Raw genomic sequence first — 21,245 nt, 5'->3', positions numbered from 1 at the left:
TAGTTCAAAATCCAACTTTACAAAAAATCTCATATATCCTAAAGGCATATATGAGATGATAAACTTATTTTCCTAGCAGTACAATTTCCTGTCCTGCCTCTGTGTTAATATCATACAAATACGAAGAAGATATATTTATCCCCTTCAATTTAGCTTTGTCAGAAATCATTGGTTTCATGATTTCTGATGTTTGGTAAAAGGCATTTTTGTTTGCTCCTTTTGCCTCTACTAAATCACCTTCCGACTCCAAACTTAATTCAGAATAGGAACGAATACGACAGTTGCCACCTAGAGTAGATTTAATAACCGCTTTTACCAATTCTCCATTTTTCCATTCCATGGATTTAATTTCGAAACCACCTCTAGCTCTTAGTCCGGTCACTTTTCCGTCTTTCCATACATCAGGTAAAGCAGGAATAAGTTGAATGGCTCCATCGTGACTTTGAACTAGCATTTCGGTTAATCCAGAAGTAAATCCGAAGTTACCATCAATTTGGAAAGGTGGATGCGCATCGAACATATTGGCATAAGTACCTCCTCCTTTAGGAGAATCAGGTCGCCCAACTAATTTAATTTGATCATCCATCATTTTATAAGCATGATTTCCATCGAGTAAACGTGCCCATAAATTAATTTTCCAGTTCATAGACCAACCTGTAGAAGGATCGCCACGATAAATCAAAACATTTTTAGCCGCCTCGAAAAGTTCAGGATTCTCGTAAGGTGAAATTTGATTGGAAGGATACAATCCATATAAATGAGAAACATGACGGTGCTTATCTTCTGGATCATCCCAATCGTTTATCCATTCCTGAATTTGATTGTGCTGTCCAATTTGCATTGGAGCCAATTTTGGAAGTGTCTCTTCAATTTTCTGAACTAGTTCTGAATCCTCATTCAATAACTTTGCAGCCTGAGCTGTTTTTGTTAAAATATCGAAAACCAACTGATTATCCATAGTTGTAGCATAAGCAATATTTACCCCTTTGGAAAAATGCTTTGGCCCATGTTCTGGTGAAATGCTAGGTGAAACTATCAACCAATCATGCTCTGGTTCGGGTGTTAAAAAACTAAGGCAAAATTCTGCAGAGCCTTTCATGGCAGGATAAACAGAACTCAAATAGTCAAGATTTCCACTAAACATATACTTTTCCCACAAGTGTTGACTCAACCAAATACCTCCGGTTGGCCACATGCCCCAAGTAGCACCATCTACCGGACCACAAATGCGCCAGATATCTGTATTGTGATGGCAAACCCATCCTTCGGCGCCGTACATGTCTTTTGCAGTTTTACGACCTGCAACAGATAAATCTTTTACCAATTCGATTAATGGATCGTGCATCTCGCTTAAATTAGTAACCTCAGCAGGCCAATAATTCATTTCGGTATTGATATTTATGGTATAGGCACTTTTCCAAGGTGGTGTAAGCTGGTTGCACCAAATTCCCTGTAAATTTGCAGCTTGTCCACCCGGTTGTGAAGAACAAATCAACAAGTAACGACCAAACTGAAAATAAAGAGCCGCTAAAGCAGGATCGTTTCCCTTGCTAAACTGCTTAATACGAACATCAGTAGGATTTTTAATTGAGTCTGTTACTCCTAAATTAAGATCAACCCGATTGAAATATTTTTGATAGTAAGCCGAATGATCTTTTACTAACTGCTCATAACTTTTCTTTTCAGCTTTTGTTATATAATCAGTCGCACGTTTATTTTCATCGGCACTTACATCTTTATAGTTAACAAAATTAGTCGCTATAGAAACATACAAAGTAGCACTATTAGCTCCACTTACCGCTAAGGTACTATCTGTAGATGACAATGATCCTCCTTCGGGTACAATCTTCAATCTAGATTGGAAGTTCACAAGTCCCTTAATAGCTTTTGCATCTTTTGGTAAACGTTTCCCTTTCTTGTCGGCTCCTGTACCATTCATTTTTAGAACATCAGTTCCCTCTGTAGTAACTGATACTACCGATGGTTTTGGACGATCCATACCTGCAGAAAAACTTATTTTACCTTTCTCGCTTGCTGTTAGCTTTATAACAATCACCTGATCGGCAAAAGAAGTAAAAACCTCTCTTTTATACTCAATACCATCAACCGTATATCTTGTTTTTGCGATTGCATTTTCTATATCAAGATCGCGGTAATAATTCGAAAACTCTTTGTGACCTGCAAAGTTAAGCCTCAAATTCCCTACAGTTTCGTAGGGCATTCCGTTCGAAATCTTAGTAATAAATTTAGCATTGGCCAAATTATGAGCTTCTTTGTATTTACCATCAAACAATAGCTCTCTAATTTTACCTAAAGACTCTTTTGCATTTGGATTATCATTCCGACTCGGTCCGCCCGACCAAAGGGAACCTTCGTTCAGTTGAATATTTTCATGATCTGGAATTCCAAATACCATAGCTCCTAGTCTTCCGTTACCTATCGGTAAAGCTTCATTCCAGTCTGCAGCGGGCGCATCGTACCAAAGCTTTAAATTGCTTTGTTTTTCAGCTTCACTACATCCGCTAAAAAGCAAGGCAATCATGCATATTGAAATCGTGCATAATTTACCCAGTTGACTTAATTTGTTCATTTTTTATATAATTGACTATTATTATTTATTGCTTTTTCTATCACTATCTTTCCCAGCATTTAAAATGAAACCGTTAAATCAGCTCCATCAAAGACTACTTCCTGTTCTTTATAATTCACAAAATCAACTATAAATTCCATAGGATTTTTAGTGAAATCTATAAAATTACCAGCTCCTTTTTTAATCCTTAGTTTTTTATCGCTTTCCGAATAAGAAATTACCACTTCAGAGTATTCCCCTTTTTCGTAATCATAGGTTTCATTGTCGTCTAAATACAATACAAATTCAGCATCTTTACCAGGATAAACTTTGATTTTAACTGCCTCGTTTGTGACTTGAGTAGCATACTGCACTTTAGGCCCCATAGGAATAATAGATCCTGCTTTTACAAAAATAGGAGTGCTATTAAAAGAAGCATCAACTGTAAGACTTGTATTTCCACTTACTTTTTCATTTGTCCAAAAGTTAAACCAATCACCATTTGGCAAATAAACCTCTTTAGTGCGTTTTTTATATTCTGTAACAAAAGATACCATCAAAGATTCACCAAAGAAAAGCTGGTCTTTAATTCCCCAAGTTTTTTTATCGTTTGGATAATAATATGCAAGTGGGCTCATTAACAAATGACTCTCATTCGTAACTTTCCATGCTTCAGAATAAACATAAGGCATCAGCTGATAGCGCAGATTGATAAACTTACGAGCCATATCTTCAAACTCTTGTCCGTAACGCCAAATCTCCGTTTCGGAAACATAACCGTGAATCCTGAAAATTGGACTAAAGCTACCAAACTGAAACCATCGTGCTAACAACTCAATATATTCAGGATTGGTATATTGACTATCAAACTGTGGATTAATAGACTTTGAATCTCTAAAGAAACCTCCAATATCGTGTGTCCAATAAGGAATTCCTGCCATCGTAAAGTTGAGACCTGCGGCAATCTGCTCTGAAAATTGCTCCCAAGAAGCCTCAACATCGCCAGACCAAGAAGCGGCTCCATATCGCTGTTGTCCAGAATAGGCTGAACGTGTGAGGTTAAAAACACGCTCGTTGGGAAATTCTGCTCTCCGACCTTCGTACATAGCCTTGGTAACCAAAAGAGAATAGGGGTTTTGAACCTCCTCGTAAGGACCTACTGCTGTATTTACTTTTGTATTGCTAACTCCTTCTGGCTCTGTTCCATCTAACCAAATAGAATTGACTCCAAAATGGAACATAGAATCGCTTATCATATGATAAAAATGCTCTCTTATTTTTGGATCGTAAATATCCACATAATTGCTACTTTCTATCTTTTTAAGACCATACTTCTCTTCTAAACCAACGTTCTTCACCTCTGGCCATACAGAAACCATTAATTTTAGATTTAATTCTTTCAACTCATCAACCATCCCTTTAGGATCTGGATATTTAACCCTATCCCACTCTGGACCTTTGGTTCCTTTTGGCCAATAAAACCAATCTTGTACAATGTTATCAAAAGGAATTTCTCTTTTTCTCATTTCACGAGCATTCTCTAACAACTCTTTTTGATTGTGATATCGTTCACGACATTGCCAAAAACCATAAGCACTTTTGGGAAACATTGGAGCCTTACCTGTTAGATTTTGATATTGAGAAATGACTTCTTCTGGATTTTCACCCTGCACCAAATAATAATCTATAGCGTTTCCTTTAGTACTACTAAATACTGTCTTATTATAATCTGGTTCGTTGTAAAATAAACGCCCAGGAATCTTGGCTCCTGTATTTTGAAACTTAATTTTATATGATTTTCCTGCTTCCAAATACTTTTTGGCTGAATATCTTCTTGGCATCCAAATAGTCGAGTAATTGATGATATCATCCCCATCAATAGACACTTTAATCTCGCCCCGCATACGTCCATTATTATCACTTAGAGCTTGAAATGTATATTCTCCGGTTTTGGTTGGAGTGAAGGTAGTTTCACGTATATTTTTCTCTACAGCCTCTTTACTGGCATAAGCCGCTACGTTTTCCTTTTCTCCATCAACGGGTACTACTTTCTCGTCTTTATTGGCCTGCACAGTGCCAGCAATAGCAAATTGAATTTCATTTTGTGACTCGTTGATATCCGTAAGACTATAATTATGCCAGTAAATACCATATCCTTTAGTAGAAACCAAAAATGGAACAGCAATTTCCTGATTGTATTGCTGTAGGCGAAGTGGCACATTCTTCCAGTTCATAATACCGCTCTGAAATTGACCTAGTCCATACAATGCTTCATCGCCAGCAATAAATGCCTGAGAAACTCTGTTTCCTTCTTCATTATCAGGATTGATGTAACTTAACTCATTGGTTTCGGCAAGCAAGTGTTTTCCATCAACGTTTTGATATTCAATAGTACCATCACTATTTACCAAAACTTTCATAGCGTTTGTACTTATCGTAACTTGCTCCGTCGATTCATTAATTTTCCAGTCAACATCTTGAGCTTTCAATACTGTTACATAATCAGGAAGCTTTTTAATCTCAACTCCAACCAAACTTTTCTGAACATGAATGATGGACTCATCCATGATTTCGATATTGATATCAAGGCTATCCATTTTTATACTAACTGAATTGTCGTGCTTTTCAACAGCATACTTAAATTTACCACATGAAGAAAATACAAACATCAAGCCTAAGAGGCTGTACATTGACATTTTTTGTAATCGTGACATAAAAATTATTTTATTTTCTGTAAGTATACTGCTAGCATTCTGATTTAGGACTTTTCATAAAAGCGTAGCAAAATGTATTTACCCATTTATTTTCAGCAATAGCATCGTCATCCATATCAGTCAAAACCTTTTACTTTTTAAACATCAAAGCACATAAACTTTGAGCTGGAATCGTTACATCATATACTTTACCATCCAATTGAATATGCTTCGTTGTTGCAGTCTCTTCATTATTCTGAACAAATACGACTAAACGATCTTTATTGCTAACAGCTATTGCATCTTCTCCTTTTGCTGTTTCAATTTTTAAACTTTTATCACCCGGTCTGATGTAAGAACTTAATAAAGCTACCGGTATAAAATCAGGATTATAGTGAACAATACCAGCTTTTCTATCTATTTTTATAAGACTATTCTGACTCCAGTTCCAAGCACTTTTACTTTCTTCATTTAAGGCAATGTTCCAATAACAGAAATTTTCGCTACCTGCATTAATCCAAAAAGCAACTTCTCCAAAGCGCTTGCGTGCCTGCTTCATCGTGTTTTTACCATTCTCACATCTACCTTCTGTATGCATCATCTTCAGCTCTGGATAATCTGCACGAAGTTCCTTCATTACATTCGATCCACAATACTGCAAGCCAACGCCATCAATATCTTTAGCATTATCCAACTTCATGAATTTTTGTGCATCCGATCGTTTTCCACGAAAAGAACCTGCCCAAATCTCAGTTTTTACGCCATCCTTATTAAATTGAGGAGCAATGTAAGCTGATATCAATTCAGACATTTGCTTTGACGACATATCGCATCCTGGATATGTAGGATTCATATCGGTTTCGTTTTGCACAATCAATCGATCAATCTGAACTCCATTTTTGGCATATTCTTGCACATATTTTGAAAAATACAAAGCATACGCTTTATAAATTTCAGAATTTGATTTCAGGATATTAGCAGAAGGTTTTTTGTTTCCTCCATCCATTTCCCCTGATTCTTTCATCCAAGCTGGAGGACTCCAAGGAGAGGCGAACATTTGCATTGAAGGATTCTCTTTCTTTGCAGCCAAAATAAAAGGAATGACTGATTTTTCATCACGTGCTACTGAAAAATGTTTCATTTCATAATCTTCTGCGGTTTCGCTATAGCTATAGGCACCTAGTCCAAAATCGGAAGACCCTACTGCTGTTCGACAAAAAGAAAAACCAGCCCCAGTAGTAGAATTAAAAAGCACTTTAGCTAATGCCTTACGCTCAACTTGTGGCAAACGCATAAAAGCCTCACCACCTTGTTCGTTAAAAGCGCCACCTATTCCTGTTAAATTAGAATGGAGAATATTGTTTGTATTAATTATTATAGTGGCCGTATCAACACTTTTAGCTTTCTTTAATCTTATACTTTCAGTTTTTATTGGATGCCCTGTAATATTATTAGCACCCGATAAATCAACATACTTTAATTCTGCCTTTTTAAATTTCCATGATGATTGTGCATTAGCGCTTTGTTGAACTGAAAAACAAGCCATAACAATAACGAACAGCGCTATTTTAAAATTTCCCTTCTCCATAATATTTTATATAAACTATTAATATTCTTTACACTTATTCAGTAATGGTTTAAGTTTCAATATTAGGCTACTATACACAATTAGAATTTATACAAAATTCATTTCAGTTACTTTTCCAACAAGCTTAAACCTATTCTTAACTGTATTAGTAATATAAGCATCTTACCTTCCTTCAAATCCTTCTTATTTCTCTCCTACTGAAATTGTAAACCGACCAGGTTCAATTACTCTTTTAGTTCCCTCACAAAAACAAGTCTGCATCGACTTCTCAGTAAAGAAAGCCGATGCTTAGGAATAAAATATTCTGAACTTGCTTTTGGGACAAACAGTAAGGTTTATCGCCAGTTTATTTTAGCTTCTCTTTTTTCAGTATTCACCCAAACACTTGCATGCTCAAATTCACGAGTAAATTCCCAACCTTCTGGACTTACACGCTTAAAGGCTTCTTTTGGTGCGCCAAGTGGTTTTAACAAGTCAGGATAATTCACCAAGTTTCCGTCAGACAAATTCCAACCCCAGTTATATTGGAAGTAAGAATAAGGTTGTGCTCCAATAAGGTAACATGCCTGATAAAATTCTAATTGATCCTTAGATATTTCTTCAATTCCATTTGTATTTGTAGCTCCAACAGTTATATCTCTTTTACCTTTACCTTTTGCACCAAAACGGTAAATAGACATTTTTCCCGCTTTCGCGATTCGAAGCATATCTTTCCAATCTTTTAAAAGACTTTCTTTACTCATAACAGTAGCATTATAATGCTCGAACATGAAAGCATCGCAAGAAGGAAAAACTTCTTTAGTGTTAGCACCGTTGTTACCTATCAATATTTTATCGGGACCTATTTCTTTTTTCAAGTTAGCCATCATTTCGCCCTTAGCTATTGCTATTTCAGCTAATTTATCTTCAGGATAATCTGCCTTTTTATCCACATTCATACGATCAATAAAAATACCATCGGCACCTGAAATCTTCACACCTTCAGCAGCCGATGCTACCCACCATTTACGAAAATCAGGATTTAAAGCATCAAAATAGTACGAGAAAGCAGGTCCTCTCTTTTTTTCCTTCAATTTACCTGTCTTTGGATTAATGGCTAAGAATTTGGCTAATTCTTTGTTTTTAGCAATTCCCTCTGGAGTAAGCTCTTTATTAAATCTAGGAAAAGGCCATGCAACATATGAATTGTAATAGAATAATACTTTTGACTGAGGTTTTACTTTGTGAAAAGCTTTCACTTCATGTTTTGTACCAAGCACAGCATCTCCAAGCTGGTGGTAGGCATGTGACTTTTCAATACAAATAAAGTTGGTTCTATCTGCTATAAACTCAACTTCTTCAGGCTTTAATACACGGTCAATATCACCAAAATGATAATACATAGGAGTCGTATTCCAACTGAATTTTGGGAAACAATCCTTAGTAACAAATGAACTACCATCACTTATCAAATAATTCTTTTCACGTTCCGTTTTATGGGATGCCTGTGCCGTTAATCCTGTTGCTACAAATAATGACAACAAAACTGTTACCCCTAATACAGTTTTATAAAATTGTTTTTTCATAATTCTAAATATTTATTTTTTATATTATCACATAAGAGATCAACTTCTAGACATTCAGATAGTTTCTCCTTATTTATTTGCTTTCTATTTAGTTGTGTGCTCTAAATCTTTAACTTTAATATTTCGGTAAGCAACAGGTCCATGACCTCCTTGCAGTCGAAATGGTGCTTTTGCAACTTCTTCGCCAGAAATGGCTCCACGAGTTGGCACTGTTAGATCTACATTTTCTTGCACCACAATTCCGTTTAAAATAACTTTATCAAAACTCGCATTTTTCACTTTTTCACCTTCTTTGTTGAATTTTGGAGCCCTGAATATAATGTCTAGACTCTGCCATTCTCCTGGTGCCTTGCATGCATTTACCATCGGAGCAAATCCATTATAACCTCTTTTATTCACATCTGTACTTTTGTCCCATCTATTTTGTATACCTCCGCAATCATAATATGTAAGATCAGTTTCACCCCAGCTATCAAATAGTTGAAGTTCGTACCTACACATAAAATATATTCCTGAATTAGAACCTTTTGGCAACATAAAGTCAGTATGAAACTCCATGTCCTGATATTCGTTTTTTGAAACCAGATATTTTGCCTTGCCATTCTCGCCATTCACAAAGCATTTACTTCCAGATTTATAGATTAAACTTTCAGGCTTTTGCGAATCCATTTCTACTTTCCCAGCCTTTACCCAATTTCCTATTGGCTCCCGAAAATCTGATAGTTCTTTTAATTTTACCTGAGCAAAAATTGGATTGGCAAAACAAGTAATCAGAACCCACTGAAGGATAAGTATCTTTTTTCTCATAATTTAAATAGGTATTTATCTTAGTTCGTTCACTTTACGATCTGCATTATTCTTAATATGTCGATTGTATTTTTGCGTATACAATGTTGCCACAAAACTGAACTCTTCAGAAAGTTTGTTATAATCTATCCATGCTTGATCGTATGCTTGAATCCACTTTTGAACATCCTCTGCATTCCCTTTAGCTTCTGCATCGGACATGTAAACAAGTATTCGATATATTTTATACAAACGAAATCCATACTCTGCTGAACCTATTACATGGTTGCGAGTCTCCTCACTACCCCAATGTATAGATTCTGCTAGTTTAACAATTTGTTCCCACTTGGCAACAGACTCATCTTTTTGTTGCAGATTTCGTGTTTGAGCTACGGCATCTTTTGCAGGAGCTGGCCAACCGATACCCTGATCGCGCGTCCACCATGGATTCATATCACAATAAATTGTATTTCTACCACGTACCACTGCTTCAGCCGAAAGCAAACAAAGCTTTCTGAATGCTACAACATCGTCACTTTTCAGTTTTAATTTTTCTCTTGCATACCTATTAAAAACACTTTCTTCACTTTGTTTAGGATCTTTAGCCCATTGAGCCATAACCCAAGCATTTAAATCACACCACATTTCGTTTTTGATATAAGGACCATCCCATCCACCTCCACGCGACCAGGTCCATACACCTGCATATAAATCGGGTCTTTTCTCGACGAACTTATGCAAACTATTAATCTGATCTTCAGGCATCCGCGCATGTTCCTCAAAACCTTCAATTACACCATTTGCAATATAATTGGGATAGGCTCCTTTACCTTCATATTCTCGAGCACATTGCACTTCAATAATCTGCGGATGACGACCTTGACCTATCACTTTACTAAATGGACGAGCTCGATGAAAATCGCCTTCGCATTGCTTAATGCTAATAATCAAATTTGGATGCGGTTCTATAGCATCACTTACTTTCATATAGGTGCTCAAATTTCGGTCAAAAGCATTCCATGTACGAAAGATAAGTTGCTTATCATGCTTAACACAAATCTCCTCACGCAATATGTTTATTAAAGGAATGATGGTCTTCTCAGCATCGGTTTTATTATCAATAGCTCCCTGATGATAGGGCGCATCTTGCAAATAAGTCTCCCCAATGCGAACAACCAGTCCATCAAGATCAGGGAATTGTTCAAATATTTCATTAAGTTGAGCACGAATAAACTTCTGTATCAACGGATTATTCGGATCGCCAAATGTATCTTCAATATGATACTTTTCTATCAGCCTTTGGGGAAACAAAATAAGATCGGACATAGCATATATATTCATGCCTTGTTCTTTATATAACGCATGCATCTTTTTGATTTGCAAGGCCTTATTATCTACCCATTTTCGCTCTTCGGAACCAACAGGCAGGATGTCAGGATCAACTGATTCCCAATTGATTGCCAAAGCTGGGGACTCAAACAAAAAATAAACTTTCCCATTATAGCCCATTTCCTTAATAACAGCAGGATCATTATAAGCCGATTTATAAGGAACTTCACCAGGATTATGATGAACCATATCTAAAATTAAAGGATCTGGATAGCTATTCTTTACCATTCGGTCACCGGAAGCACAACTTGTTACTACCAAAGAAATAACTACCAAACATCTATAAAAATTTAATCTATTCATATCTTATTCTTAATTGTAAATACCGGTTTGATATTTTTTCTCATACTGATTTAACAACTATAACTGAATTTGATAAAATAAGTAATAAGCCTATTGCTCACTTTAAGATATTCAACAACTTTGTACAGCATTTATAGCAAAAGATTAATCCTCTGTTACAGGAATATATTTTACACTGATTGAACCTTTTTGTAAAGGTTTTTCAAAATCTACTCCAATACGGTAAGATGTTTTGCCACTGCGCAAATGTTTTATAGGTACTACCTCATCTTTAATAATTACCTTACCTCCAACAGAGCTAATTTCAACTTTTACTTTTTGATTCTCTGAATTAATAATAATGGTATTATCACCTACAATTTTATAATCTACATTAACCATAATGGCAGTTCCGAAACTAACAGACTCACTAGCTTCAAAATTATCTGTTATAGTGATGCATCCTTTTCCAGTTTTATCGTTTACCACGCTTCGTTCTAATTTTTCTAAACCAGAAATTTCATACGCTGGCTTAATATCCATTACAAGATTATCAGCTTCTTTATTAAAACTTGTTTGAAGTATCTTTCCTTTGAACTCAATACCATTTGACTGTAAACTTTTGTTGATTCTTGGTACTGGATGCCCCCATGAACTTCGAGCAGGATTGTTTTTTGAAAAAGCACCAGCAGTGTAAGATGGCGCTCCAATGTCACCTGAAATATAATCCTCACCTAACACCAATACATAAGTTCCAACATCGCTATGGTTATGATTTTCGGCATTATGACCTGCTTTTATGGCTATAGAAAAAGGAACCTGTTGCTGACCACGTGAAATTAGAATGCCAAAATCATCGAAATAAGTATATTCTGGTAGTTTTGAACTTGTTTGAGTTGAATAAGTATAATCTTGTCCATCGTTCCAAATAACCAAAGTTTGAACACCTTCATCGGGAACAAATTGCACTTGTTTCTGTGCACCATAGTGTTTACTTGCCATGATGTATGCAAAATTATCGTTCCCTGATTTTACTCTTGTGACACCATCAGCAAAAGGCGCATACATTCCTTCATGAATTTGAAAATTATGAGGGAAATTTGCCACATTTTTTAACTTCTCTGGATCGTTAAACTCAAAAAGGTTTATTTTTCCATCAGTATAATCCTCTAAAATCTCAGCTAAATACAAATAATGACCAAATCCATAATTCCAATATCCAGTACCTTCCGAACAATAACCATCTGCGCCAAAACCCGATAGGTAATATACCATACTATTTAAGGCACAACCAATAGCAACAATACGTTCATTACTATTTTTTGAAGCTACGATGGTTGAAAATATGGTTCCGCTCGTACAAACCGAATTCCAGTTACTAGTAGATTTCACCCAGCTATTTCCTACTTTATCTTCACCTTTACAAGTTTTAAGATATGAATCGGTAATTCGCCATTGCAATTGAGTCGTAATTTCAGATCTTAATGACTCAGGTAATTTATCTACCAATAAAGCATTTGCCAATGCTAATACCAATCCAAATTTACGTGCTCCAAGATCAATGGCCACGCGCTTGCCTTCTAATACACTATTTTCGCGGTCATCATGATTGGGATGCATCCACGATTTCATAGCCATTATAGAATCACAATAAACCTCAACTTGAGGGATAAATCGCCCCTTATTTTCTATACATTCCGCGATGATAAACTTCTCAAGTCGATCCATCGTGCGATAATATCTAGGTTTGTAAATCTTACGGTTTCCTTCTTTATTAGCGCGACGATAGATTGCATCGCTAATAGGAACTTCTGGTTTTCTTTTAAGTAAGGAAACTGCCTCTTCTAAATACACTTTTCCCTCTTCTCCATTCGCAATCTTATCCCAATAAGCACGATCTGATGCTTGAGGAGCTGGTTGAAAAGCAGTTTCAGGAACCACCTTTTTCAACATTTCTATTTGTTCCACTGTTGGATAAATATGCTTACTATCTCCAGCCTTCAAATAAGCAGGAATGTTCAAAGACTCCTTTTTAGATTCTGCGTTTGTACATGAGCACATCATGCTCGCGAGTACAATAAATATTAAAATAAACTTATTATTAGATGTTTTCATACAATTACATTTTTTCTATATTATTAATGACAAAATAGCCATAAGTAGCAGTTTATAGACCTAGAATTTATTCCAATAAATAGGTCGAATGTTGCATTTGTTATAGAATCAACAAAAAAAGCGGAATTGTTAGCTCGTTGTAACAATTCCGCTTAATACTACTTATCAATCCATTCTAATTCTGCTTTTAAAAACTCATCCCTAATCTCCGTCCTATTTCTTTAGAAATTGCTCAATAGGAATAATTTCCTCGAATTCTTTTATTTCTATATTCTGGTAATAAATTTCGGCAGTCTCAGATTGAAAGCCCAAGATTCCTTCTCCAGGACTTAAATTGAAAGCTACATTCACCACATCTCCATTTAATTTGTAAATAACATATTGAGCTCCCATAACAATAATTTCACATTGATTCCACTTGCCATCCAATGCATGGATTTTTTTTGTTGGTGCTCCCAAATGCATCCAATCTCTCTTCACCTCTGGCTTTCCACCATCATCTGGATGCAAATAGGTTTTGCTATCTTCATCGCAATACCATGTATAATCGGCACCCGCTGGTCGTATTAAATCTCCGGTATGATTGCAGAATTTTGTATGATCGTAACGGATTTGAAATTCAATTCCAGTGGGCCAAACTTTATCGTCTATTACATGAAAATAAACACCTGCATCGTATTGCCATTTATCGAAATTATTAGCAATTTTCGTTCCCCACTTGTACTGAAATCGAAGAATGTATTTACTATATTTTTTATTCGTATAAAAAAGTCCGTGCGTTCCATTTTCACCTGTATTCATATTAATACTATCCGGAAAATCTTTAAAAACATGAACCATTCCATCTTCAATGGCATACACTTTTTTAGCCATCTCTTCATCTCCATTTCTTAGTTTAAGATGCCAGCCATCCCAGTTTTCTCCATTAAATAGTTTCACAAAACCATCATTGGTCTGGGAATTATTTTGTGCTCTAGCTACAACTGAGAAAATCATTAGTAAAGAGATACTTAATAATCTGAACTTGTTTTTCGTTTGCATATTTCTTCACTTAGGCAAATAGTTATTTTTAAAATCTCAAAATCAGCAGTATTTTCAGCCTTTATCTATTTTGATGTGCTTAGTCTTTCAAATGGGAAAGAATATATTTGGCAGAATAATCATTCAGATCTTTCATGGAAGGTGAAATGTTTGAACCCTTAAAACTATGCCCTGCATTTTTAATCGTCAATAATTGAACATCCGCATTTTTTTCCTTTGCAACCTTTAGCATATAAAGAGAGTTCTTGATTGGAAGTGTTTTATCCTTATCGCCATGAATTAATAATATTGGAGAACTGTTTCCTTTTAAAAGTTCGGCTGGACTGAGTAAGCGAGCCAATTCAGGTTTCTCATTTAATGGTGCACCCAAAAGGCGAACAAAAAGAGTTTCATCTTCAAAAATAGAACCCGGTCTTAAATCAGGATTTAAACATGAAGTAAAAGGAAAATAAGAGACTACACATTTATATCGGGTGGAAATATCCGACAGTTGCGAATCACCCTGAAAATCAGAATCTGCACCTAAAGCTGTAACCAAGCTGAGATGTCCACCTGCTGAACCACCCCAAATCCCATATTTATTCTTATCTAATTTAAATTTATCTGCATTTTTTATGAGAAAACGGGTAGCATCTTTAGCATCCACAACAGCATCGTAGGCATTAGAACTACCACGGGCTTTTCGATACTCTATACTTACACACACAACACCACTATCAACAAGAGTATGCAAAGTAGACAAGAAAGGAGGTTTTAAGATTACGAATTTATTACCTCCTGCCCAGCCACCACCATGCACATGTATCATCCAAGGATTTTTTTCCTGCATTTTAGTCGAATCAGGGTAGAAAATATCCATGTTTAAGCGAACTCCATCCACCGTTTTATAAACCACACTTTCTTTGTGATTGAAACCCTTAAGTATTTCAAGTTCTGTAGCACTTTGCCCATATATAAAAGATGAACTAAAAAGAAAAATAACTAAAAATAATACTCTACTCATAACATAAAATTTAATCGTTTTAATAATTTTCATTTGTCTGTGGCATTTCAGCACCTACTTTTTTCTGCGATTCCTCTAATTCCACTAAAAGACTCTTACCTATTTCTGGATAATCCTGAAATAGGTTATCTTCTTCACCTAAATCTTCTTCCAAATTATAGAGGTGTTTTTTTTCTGTTTCAAACTCATAAATAAGCTTCCATTTTCCTTTTAGAATATCTGCTTCCATGGAAACACCCTCTTTTTGGTGATGTGGAAAATGCCAATAAATTGCTCTTTCTGGAAACTTACCTTCCTCATGTAACAAGAAACATAAACTCTTGTTTATTAATCATTACCTCTAACGCAATTTTGACAAAATAAATCCTTAATGAACAGTTCCGCATTACGTATATTTTGGAATATTAATTCAACTTTTTCGTCTTACTTTTATTCACAAAAATTACACCGACAAGAATGAGTGCAGTTGCTACAAAGGCCGAAATACCAAGCGTTCCCATACCTAAAGCATAACTGATTCCTGCTCCTATAATCGGTAAAAAATAATTATAAGTAGATATCATTGTAGGACTAAGACACCTTTGGGATCTCATCATCAAATTAAATGTCACATAAGTACACATTATAGCAATAACAAAGATTCTTACCCAAATGCCTATCGGTAATGAAAAAATATCGTCATTGACTATATCGTGAAAAGATATAATGAAATAGCATATAAAAGCATAAGTGAACATCCATTTACTTACCGTTACAGGAGAGTATTTTTTTACAAGTTTTAAAAAGACGGTAAGATATATGGCAAACGATAATTGTGCCATCAGACAAATTATATCTCCCCATATACTACTAGGATAATCCCCTGTTTGTTTGTTCATTAATATTAGCATGGCAGCACCTCCAGCACCTATTAAAACTCCAATTATACGTCTCGACGTTATCTTTTCTTTTAAATAAAAAGCCGAAATAATCATCGTTAGTATAGGCGCAGTAGAGGTCATCAAGCTAGAATGTATCGGATTTGTTTTGCTTAATCCTATTATAAATAATCCCTGATTAAGCATCGTTCCAAAAAGCGCAGCAAAGAATAAAAGGAATAAATCTTTTTTAGATACTTTCTCTTTTACAAAAATAGAGGTAATCCAAAAACAGATAGCAGCACCCAATAATCTGAAAGTATTTAATGTAAGTGGATGAATATAATCCAGTACAATTTTTCCTACGGGAGATATTATAGCAAAAAGAATCATGGCAGTTGCCATGTATATGTGAGCCTTTATATTTCCTACTTTATTTATCATCCTTTATTTTTTTTGAAGTGCAGAAGGTACTTTTAATAAAACAGTCTATAAAGCTAATAGTATAGATGTACCTGAAATATTAACATTTTAGAGGAAAAATAGATCAGAATTACAAATCACCTCTATTTATGCAAATCACGATAATCTTTAATTTGATCAGAAGACCTTAATTTGTCCTGTATCTGCCCCTCTACAACTTTTCTATATAAACATAGTAAGCTGGATGTATACGATTATCTGTGTCGATTAATCGAGCTTCCATATCGTATTTTCCTGCTGGTACTTTTACTTTGAAAGTAACTTCAGACTGACCTTCTTTAATTTTAAGAGACTTAGTGATACCTGCTACATACAAACGAGCCTCTGTAAAATCGTTTTTCACTCCTGCAGGAGCAGTTTGGTCCAATTCAACTCTTTTTTCCTGAGCAGGAAAAACATCATTAATGGCCAAACCACTTTCTCGTGGAAACCTGCGTAGTGTAATGCTATATTCACTGTCTTCAACAAATTCTATTTTCCAACTGCCAGCAGCTTGCTCTCCAGTAATTGCTCCATTTTGATGCCAAATAGGACAGTACCTTCCAATAATCATATCGTGAGAACAAATTTTAGTAGGATTTTCATATGGATTACATCGGCTACCCACTGCTTCCATTTTAACTTTGTAATTCCCCGCAATTGATGCCGGAATCAGATGATCTTCTTTACCCAAAAACACGATTGTATGAGGCGATCCTTTTTTAATATTCTGAGCTGGTAAATTCTCTTGCCTACGATCTCCCATTAACTCATAACAAAAAATATCAAAACCATTATCGAAAACAAGATTAAACAACCCCAGGACAAGCCCGCGAGGTATTTAATAGGATCTTAATTTCGTGAGATATTCTTTTTAAGAGACAAGTCTCTTGTTCATTAGTAGAAAATACGCTTTTTTTAAACGTTATGAAAACCTTATGTTTTCAAACTTTCCTCACTGACCCCGAGGCAAGCCTCGAGGAATTCTATTGATTAAAATTGATCGGATACCTTAAGGTTAAGTCAAACTTTTCGTCATCAATAACTTTATAGGTAACATTAAAAGCTTCATTTCTATCCTGATTTACTAATTGTTCTTTTAGATTCTGCGCTTTTACTGAAGCAGGTACTAACAAGAGCAGTAGTGTGAATATTCATTATCCTATTTTTACTAATTTATTTTTATCCGATCGTTAAACTCCCAATTTTATTACCATAATATTTTAACATCTTCAGGCCATTCCTTCACATCAGTATAAATTTTATTTCCCTTTTCAAAGGAGCTGTTTTCCATTTTCACATCGCACTTTAGTAAACCCATATCTATCTTTTTATTAGCAAAATGGCTGTTAATTACGTAAGAATCGTTTACTAGTCTCCACATAGCTCCCCAAGTATTATCTACAATCTCACATCGGTTTAAGATTATATGCTGAGGTGCATATTTTGGATTTTCTTTATAAGTAAACTTGTCGTAATAGTCTTCGCAAGGAAACCACATAGCAACACGCTCGCATCCCGAAATATGATACTTATGAAAGAAAATATATCCAGCTTGTTCATGATCGGACTGAATTCCGTTTCCATGAGTATCTTTAATAGTACATCTTTGAGCTAATACATATTCGCACGAGGTATATTTACAGCCTTTTCCTTTTACAGGATAAGACATATTTAAATCGGACTGCAAAATATTTTTATTGTACAAGAAGTATACATTATGGTACAAACCTCCGGCAGTACCATTGTACTGAAAGTTACACTTATCCATAATAATGTGATTCGTGCGCTTAATATGAACGCCTTGAGCAGACCAATCGGTAACATTTATATTTTGCAACATGATTCGCTCATGTCGACTTTCGTTTCTCCCTCTTATCAGTATTCCATTTACTTCTCCACTTCTTGTGCCCTTTATTGTTAGGTTACGAATTAGTACATCGGTAATTTGAGGTTTAGCCTCAACATTAAAAGCAGCTTTATCCAAATTTGCAGTTTGCAACAATATTGTTTTTTCAACTCCTTCGCCAATAATGCTCACTTTACTTTTTAAAACAATGCTTACATTCAACGGATAGGTACCTTCTTTTAAATAAACAATACCTCCACCCGACTGACTTACTTCGTCAATCGCTTTTTGAATAGAATCACCTGGTTCAAGCGTAATCAGATTTTCAAAGAACTGTTTTGGATAATCAGCAGGCTGAAAATTATCACCCCATTTGGCATGCATAATTGAATCTACTTCCGCTTCAATTGCCACATTTTCATAAGTAAACTTAGATTGGCTTGAATTGGAGCAAGCAATCATAAAAACTAAAAGGCTACTTATAGCTGCTATTTTAAATACATCCCAAAATGTTGATTTATTATATTTTAATTCTTGTTTCATCCTATTATCTCATTTAATAATTTCTACTATTCTTACAAATCCATCCAAGTAACTTGTCCCCAGTTTTCTTTTACAAATTCCTGTGGTGTACCCGATGTTGATCTTCCGTTTTTAATAATATCAGAAATGTTTTTATTCTAATACCATATTACACTCCTCTAACAAACTTCACCTAAGCTTATAGTGGCTTCACAACTAACTTGACAACTGTTGCTATTTCGTTTGGCGCTTGAATAGGAATTGTGATGGAAACACCAGATTGATTCGTCTCCGTTTTTAATTCTTTGTCTGTATCACTTAGTAAGCATGCTCGTATTATTTCAACAGGAAAATCCAATTGTAGTTTTCCATTTTTAGGCCAGTAGAATACCGATAAGTAAAGAGTTTCATCATCTTCCCCTACCTTTTTAGTACAACGTCCCCAAGCTAGTTTTCCGAAAGGACTAGAACTGGTTCCATAAACAGCTTCTCCATTTACATTTAACCATTCTCCAACTTCCTTCAATCGATTTACAGAAGTTTGAGGAATAATACCTTTTCCCGTAGGCCCAACATTTAGCAAAAAATTACCTCCTTTGCTGGCTATATCTACCAAACTATGCACTAAAGAATCAGCCGATTTCCAATTATTGTCTGTTTTATGATATCCCCAAGCACCATTTAAAGTCATGCAAGTTTCCCATGGTCGTGGCTCTCCGCCTGCTGGAATTTTCTGTTCTCTAACCGCATAATCGCCCAACTTGTTTCCTACTCGTTGATTTACAATACAAGTAGGATCTAGCTCATGAATCAGCGATAGTAATTCTGTACTTTCTTCCTTGGTAATCAACTCTGGAGTATCAAACCAAATAATAGCCGGATGATATTGTGTGATGAGCTCTGTAATCTGAGGCTTCACCTTTCTTTCAAAATACTTCGAGAAATCTTTTTTTTCTTCCTCTGGAAAATCCCAAACATTGCTTCTCCAACCTTTTACAGAATTACAATCTGGATCGTGCCAATCTCTGCCTAAGCTATAGTACACACCAAATTTCAGACCTTGTTTTTTACAAGCTTCTGTAAGTTCCTTAACAGGATCTCGTTTCCAAGGAGTAGATGTAAGAATATTATAATTGTTTGATGGACTGTTAAACATGGCAAAACCATCGTGATGTTTAGAAGTAAGTACCATGTACTTCATGCCTGCATCTTTAGCAACCTTCACCCATTCGTCCGCATTAAAACATGTAGGTTTAAACTCATCTGCTATTTTTTCATAATCAGAAATTGGAATTTGTAAGTTACGCATCATGTGTTCCGAACGTCCATCTTTACCCTTCCAAAAACAACCATCCTGAGCATATAAGCCCCAATGAATAAACATTCCAAAACGCGCTTCGCTCCACCATTCTAATCGTTTCGCAATAACTTCGGGAGATTCATTTGATTCCAATTTGGCATTAGCAAATTTATCACCAGTATCAATGGTTCCATCAAGGTTTACCTGTGCATTTAGCCACAAGGGAAAAAACAACAAAATTATAAGCACATACTTCATAATATAGATTTTTTAGGCATTCGTAAACTTTTAACTCCTATTAATGAAGTAGATACTAATAAAAACAGCAGTAAATATTCATTATTTTGTTTTCATTAATTAATTTATTTTGTTCCAATTTTTAAATTTTCAGCTATTATTCGGGCAACCTCTTTCCCTTGCTTGGCAAATCCCACTTCATTATAATGAACATTTCCAGGCTCTTGCATCCATTCTTTATGATGCGGAAAAGTGAATGCGTAAAGATCATTTATAGCAATATCAGGATAGTTCGCTAAGACTTCTAATGCTGCCTTATTGTATTTAATACTGTCTCCTTGGTAACGACCTTTTGCATTTTCGGGAACTGGTGTTGTGGTAGCAAAAACTAATTTAGCTTTAGGAAACTTCATCATCAAATATTTACAGATCTCATCTAAATTCTCTTTATAAATACTTAAAGATGAAACCTGCTTTCCATTCTTACTTAAATTCTTGCCTTTTAAGTATTTCAAGTCGTGCAATCCAACATTAAAATGGATCAAATCCCACTTAAAATCCCAGCCTTTATCTAAACCGGGCTGAAACATAGAATCATGCATTTTTTCCATATTTGGGATAAAATTCTGACTTGAGCCACCATTCTTAAACAAACGAATTACAGTAGCTTTTCCCTTTAGACTTTCTCTAACTGCAGAAGAATATTTGATTGAAACGGAATCGCCATAGATCAGCACATTCGGTTTTCCTTTTACAGAATTAACATATTTGAAAGCATCGGTTTTATAAACATTCCCAATGTTGCCACACAATTGTTTCCAAGCAAGCTTGCAAATATCATGATCTGTTTTTTTTACCCTGTTAGCTGCAAATACACTAGGCATTAACCCAATACCTAATGCGCTAATTCCAATAGATTTAACAAATCCTCTACGTTTCATAATTTAAGGCAGTTTTATATTAAAAAAACAGTAATTGCATAATTCC

The 21,245-nt window shown here is 35.3% G+C and carries 15 protein-coding genes; all 15 read right to left on the bottom strand.

Annotation, left to right across the window (positions count from 1 at the left end; all coding sequences use genetic code 11):
- Positions 1–64 precede the first annotated feature (64 nt).
- Positions 65–2,590: a glycoside hydrolase N-terminal domain-containing protein gene (locus tag EMN46_RS12715; protein WP_154201191.1), complete on the bottom strand. Its 2,526-nt coding sequence runs from the start codon at positions 2,588–2,590 to the stop codon at positions 65–67.
- A 59-nt stretch (positions 2,591–2,649) separates the two neighbouring features.
- The gene (locus EMN46_RS12710) at positions 2,650–5,283 is read right to left on the bottom strand and encodes a TIM-barrel domain-containing protein (protein ID WP_154201190.1); all 2,634 of its coding nucleotides are present in this window, start codon (positions 5,281–5,283) and stop codon (positions 2,650–2,652) included.
- A gap of 130 nt (positions 5,284–5,413) precedes the next feature.
- The gene (locus EMN46_RS12705; protein WP_154201189.1) at positions 5,414–6,850 is read right to left on the bottom strand and encodes a hypothetical protein; all 1,437 of its coding nucleotides are present in this window, start codon (positions 6,848–6,850) and stop codon (positions 5,414–5,416) included.
- A gap of 335 nt (positions 6,851–7,185) precedes the next feature.
- Positions 7,186–8,415 (bottom strand): putative glycoside hydrolase, encoded by a 1,230-nt coding sequence (locus tag EMN46_RS12700; protein ID WP_154201188.1) that lies wholly within the window; start codon positions 8,413–8,415, stop codon positions 7,186–7,188.
- A gap of 84 nt (positions 8,416–8,499) precedes the next feature.
- Positions 8,500–9,222, bottom strand: a complete 723-nt coding sequence (locus EMN46_RS12695; protein WP_154201187.1) for a DUF1080 domain-containing protein — start codon at positions 9,220–9,222, stop codon at positions 8,500–8,502.
- A 15-nt stretch (positions 9,223–9,237) separates the two neighbouring features.
- Positions 9,238–10,893 (bottom strand): hypothetical protein, encoded by a 1,656-nt coding sequence (locus tag EMN46_RS12690; protein WP_229130366.1) that lies wholly within the window; start codon positions 10,891–10,893, stop codon positions 9,238–9,240.
- A 144-nt stretch (positions 10,894–11,037) separates the two neighbouring features.
- Positions 11,038–12,987 carry a hypothetical protein gene (locus EMN46_RS12685; protein ID WP_154201186.1) on the bottom strand — a complete coding sequence of 650 codons (1,950 nt, stop codon included), beginning with the start codon at positions 12,985–12,987 and terminating at the stop codon, positions 11,038–11,040.
- A 213-nt stretch (positions 12,988–13,200) separates the two neighbouring features.
- Positions 13,201–14,028 carry a DUF1080 domain-containing protein gene (locus tag EMN46_RS12680; RefSeq protein ID WP_154201185.1) on the bottom strand — a complete coding sequence of 276 codons (828 nt, stop codon included), beginning with the start codon at positions 14,026–14,028 and terminating at the stop codon, positions 13,201–13,203.
- A gap of 79 nt (positions 14,029–14,107) precedes the next feature.
- Positions 14,108–15,031, bottom strand: a complete 924-nt coding sequence (locus EMN46_RS12675; RefSeq protein ID WP_229130365.1) for an alpha/beta hydrolase — start codon at positions 15,029–15,031, stop codon at positions 14,108–14,110.
- 19 nt (positions 15,032–15,050) lie between these two features.
- Positions 15,051–15,338 carry a hypothetical protein gene (locus EMN46_RS12670; protein WP_154201183.1) on the bottom strand — a complete coding sequence of 96 codons (288 nt, stop codon included), beginning with the start codon at positions 15,336–15,338 and terminating at the stop codon, positions 15,051–15,053.
- A gap of 97 nt (positions 15,339–15,435) precedes the next feature.
- Entirely contained in the window at positions 15,436–16,332 is an 897-nt protein-coding gene (locus tag EMN46_RS12665; RefSeq protein WP_154201182.1) for a DMT family transporter, read from the bottom strand.
- 190 nt (positions 16,333–16,522) lie between these two features.
- On the bottom strand, positions 16,523–17,116 hold the full coding sequence (locus EMN46_RS12660; protein WP_154201181.1) for a hypothetical protein: 594 nt from the start codon (positions 17,114–17,116) through the stop codon (positions 16,523–16,525).
- Positions 17,117–17,560: 444 nt separating this feature from the next.
- Entirely contained in the window at positions 17,561–18,742 is a 1,182-nt protein-coding gene (locus EMN46_RS12655; protein ID WP_154201180.1) for a right-handed parallel beta-helix repeat-containing protein, read from the bottom strand.
- A 178-nt stretch (positions 18,743–18,920) separates the two neighbouring features.
- Positions 18,921–20,279: an alpha-L-fucosidase gene (locus EMN46_RS12650; protein WP_154201179.1), complete on the bottom strand. Its 1,359-nt coding sequence runs from the start codon at positions 20,277–20,279 to the stop codon at positions 18,921–18,923.
- Positions 20,280–20,383: 104 nt separating this feature from the next.
- Complete coding sequence (locus tag EMN46_RS12645) at positions 20,384–21,199, bottom strand: SGNH/GDSL hydrolase family protein (RefSeq protein WP_154201178.1); 816 nt, start codon at positions 21,197–21,199, stop codon at positions 20,384–20,386.
- Between the last annotated feature and the right edge of the window lie 46 nt (positions 21,200–21,245).

It is taken from the genome of Ancylomarina sp. 16SWW S1-10-2 (assembly GCF_009669305.1).
Classification (GTDB): domain Bacteria; phylum Bacteroidota; class Bacteroidia; order Bacteroidales; family Marinifilaceae; genus Ancylomarina.
Note: the sequence above shows the minus strand (reverse complement) of the source record. Positions and strands in the feature narration are given on the sequence as shown.

Bases quoted from the DNA above. Each gene is read 5' to 3' on its own strand.
- EMN46_RS12695 (WP_154201187.1), bottom strand. From the start codon at position 9,222: ATGAGAAAAAAGATACTTATCCTTCAGTGGGTTCTGATTACTTGTTTT.
- EMN46_RS12645 (WP_154201178.1), bottom strand. From the start codon at position 21,199: ATGAAACGTAGAGGATTTGTTAAATCTATTGGAATTAGCGCATTAGGT.
- EMN46_RS12715 (WP_154201191.1), bottom strand. From the start codon at position 2,590: ATGAACAAATTAAGTCAACTGGGTAAATTATGCACGATTTCAATATGC.
- EMN46_RS12690 (WP_229130366.1), bottom strand. From the start codon at position 10,893: ATGAATAGATTAAATTTTTATAGATGTTTGGTAGTTATTTCTTTGGTA.
- EMN46_RS12650 (WP_154201179.1), bottom strand. From the start codon at position 20,279: ATGAAGTATGTGCTTATAATTTTGTTGTTTTTTCCCTTGTGGCTAAAT.
- EMN46_RS12705 (WP_154201189.1), bottom strand. From the start codon at position 6,850: ATGGAGAAGGGAAATTTTAAAATAGCGCTGTTCGTTATTGTTATGGCT.
- EMN46_RS12655 (WP_154201180.1), bottom strand. From the start codon at position 18,742: ATGAAACAAGAATTAAAATATAATAAATCAACATTTTGGGATGTATTT.
- EMN46_RS12710 (WP_154201190.1), bottom strand. From the start codon at position 5,283: ATGTCACGATTACAAAAAATGTCAATGTACAGCCTCTTAGGCTTGATG.
- EMN46_RS12675 (WP_229130365.1), bottom strand. From the start codon at position 15,031: ATGAGTAGAGTATTATTTTTAGTTATTTTTCTTTTTAGTTCATCTTTT.
- EMN46_RS12665 (WP_154201182.1), bottom strand. From the start codon at position 16,332: ATGATAAATAAAGTAGGAAATATAAAGGCTCACATATACATGGCAACT.
- EMN46_RS12660 (WP_154201181.1), bottom strand. From the start codon at position 17,116: ATGGGAGATCGTAGGCAAGAGAATTTACCAGCTCAGAATATTAAAAAA.
- EMN46_RS12680 (WP_154201185.1), bottom strand. From the start codon at position 14,028: ATGCAAACGAAAAACAAGTTCAGATTATTAAGTATCTCTTTACTAATG.
- EMN46_RS12685 (WP_154201186.1), bottom strand. From the start codon at position 12,987: ATGAAAACATCTAATAATAAGTTTATTTTAATATTTATTGTACTCGCG.
- EMN46_RS12700 (WP_154201188.1), bottom strand. From the start codon at position 8,415: ATGAAAAAACAATTTTATAAAACTGTATTAGGGGTAACAGTTTTGTTG.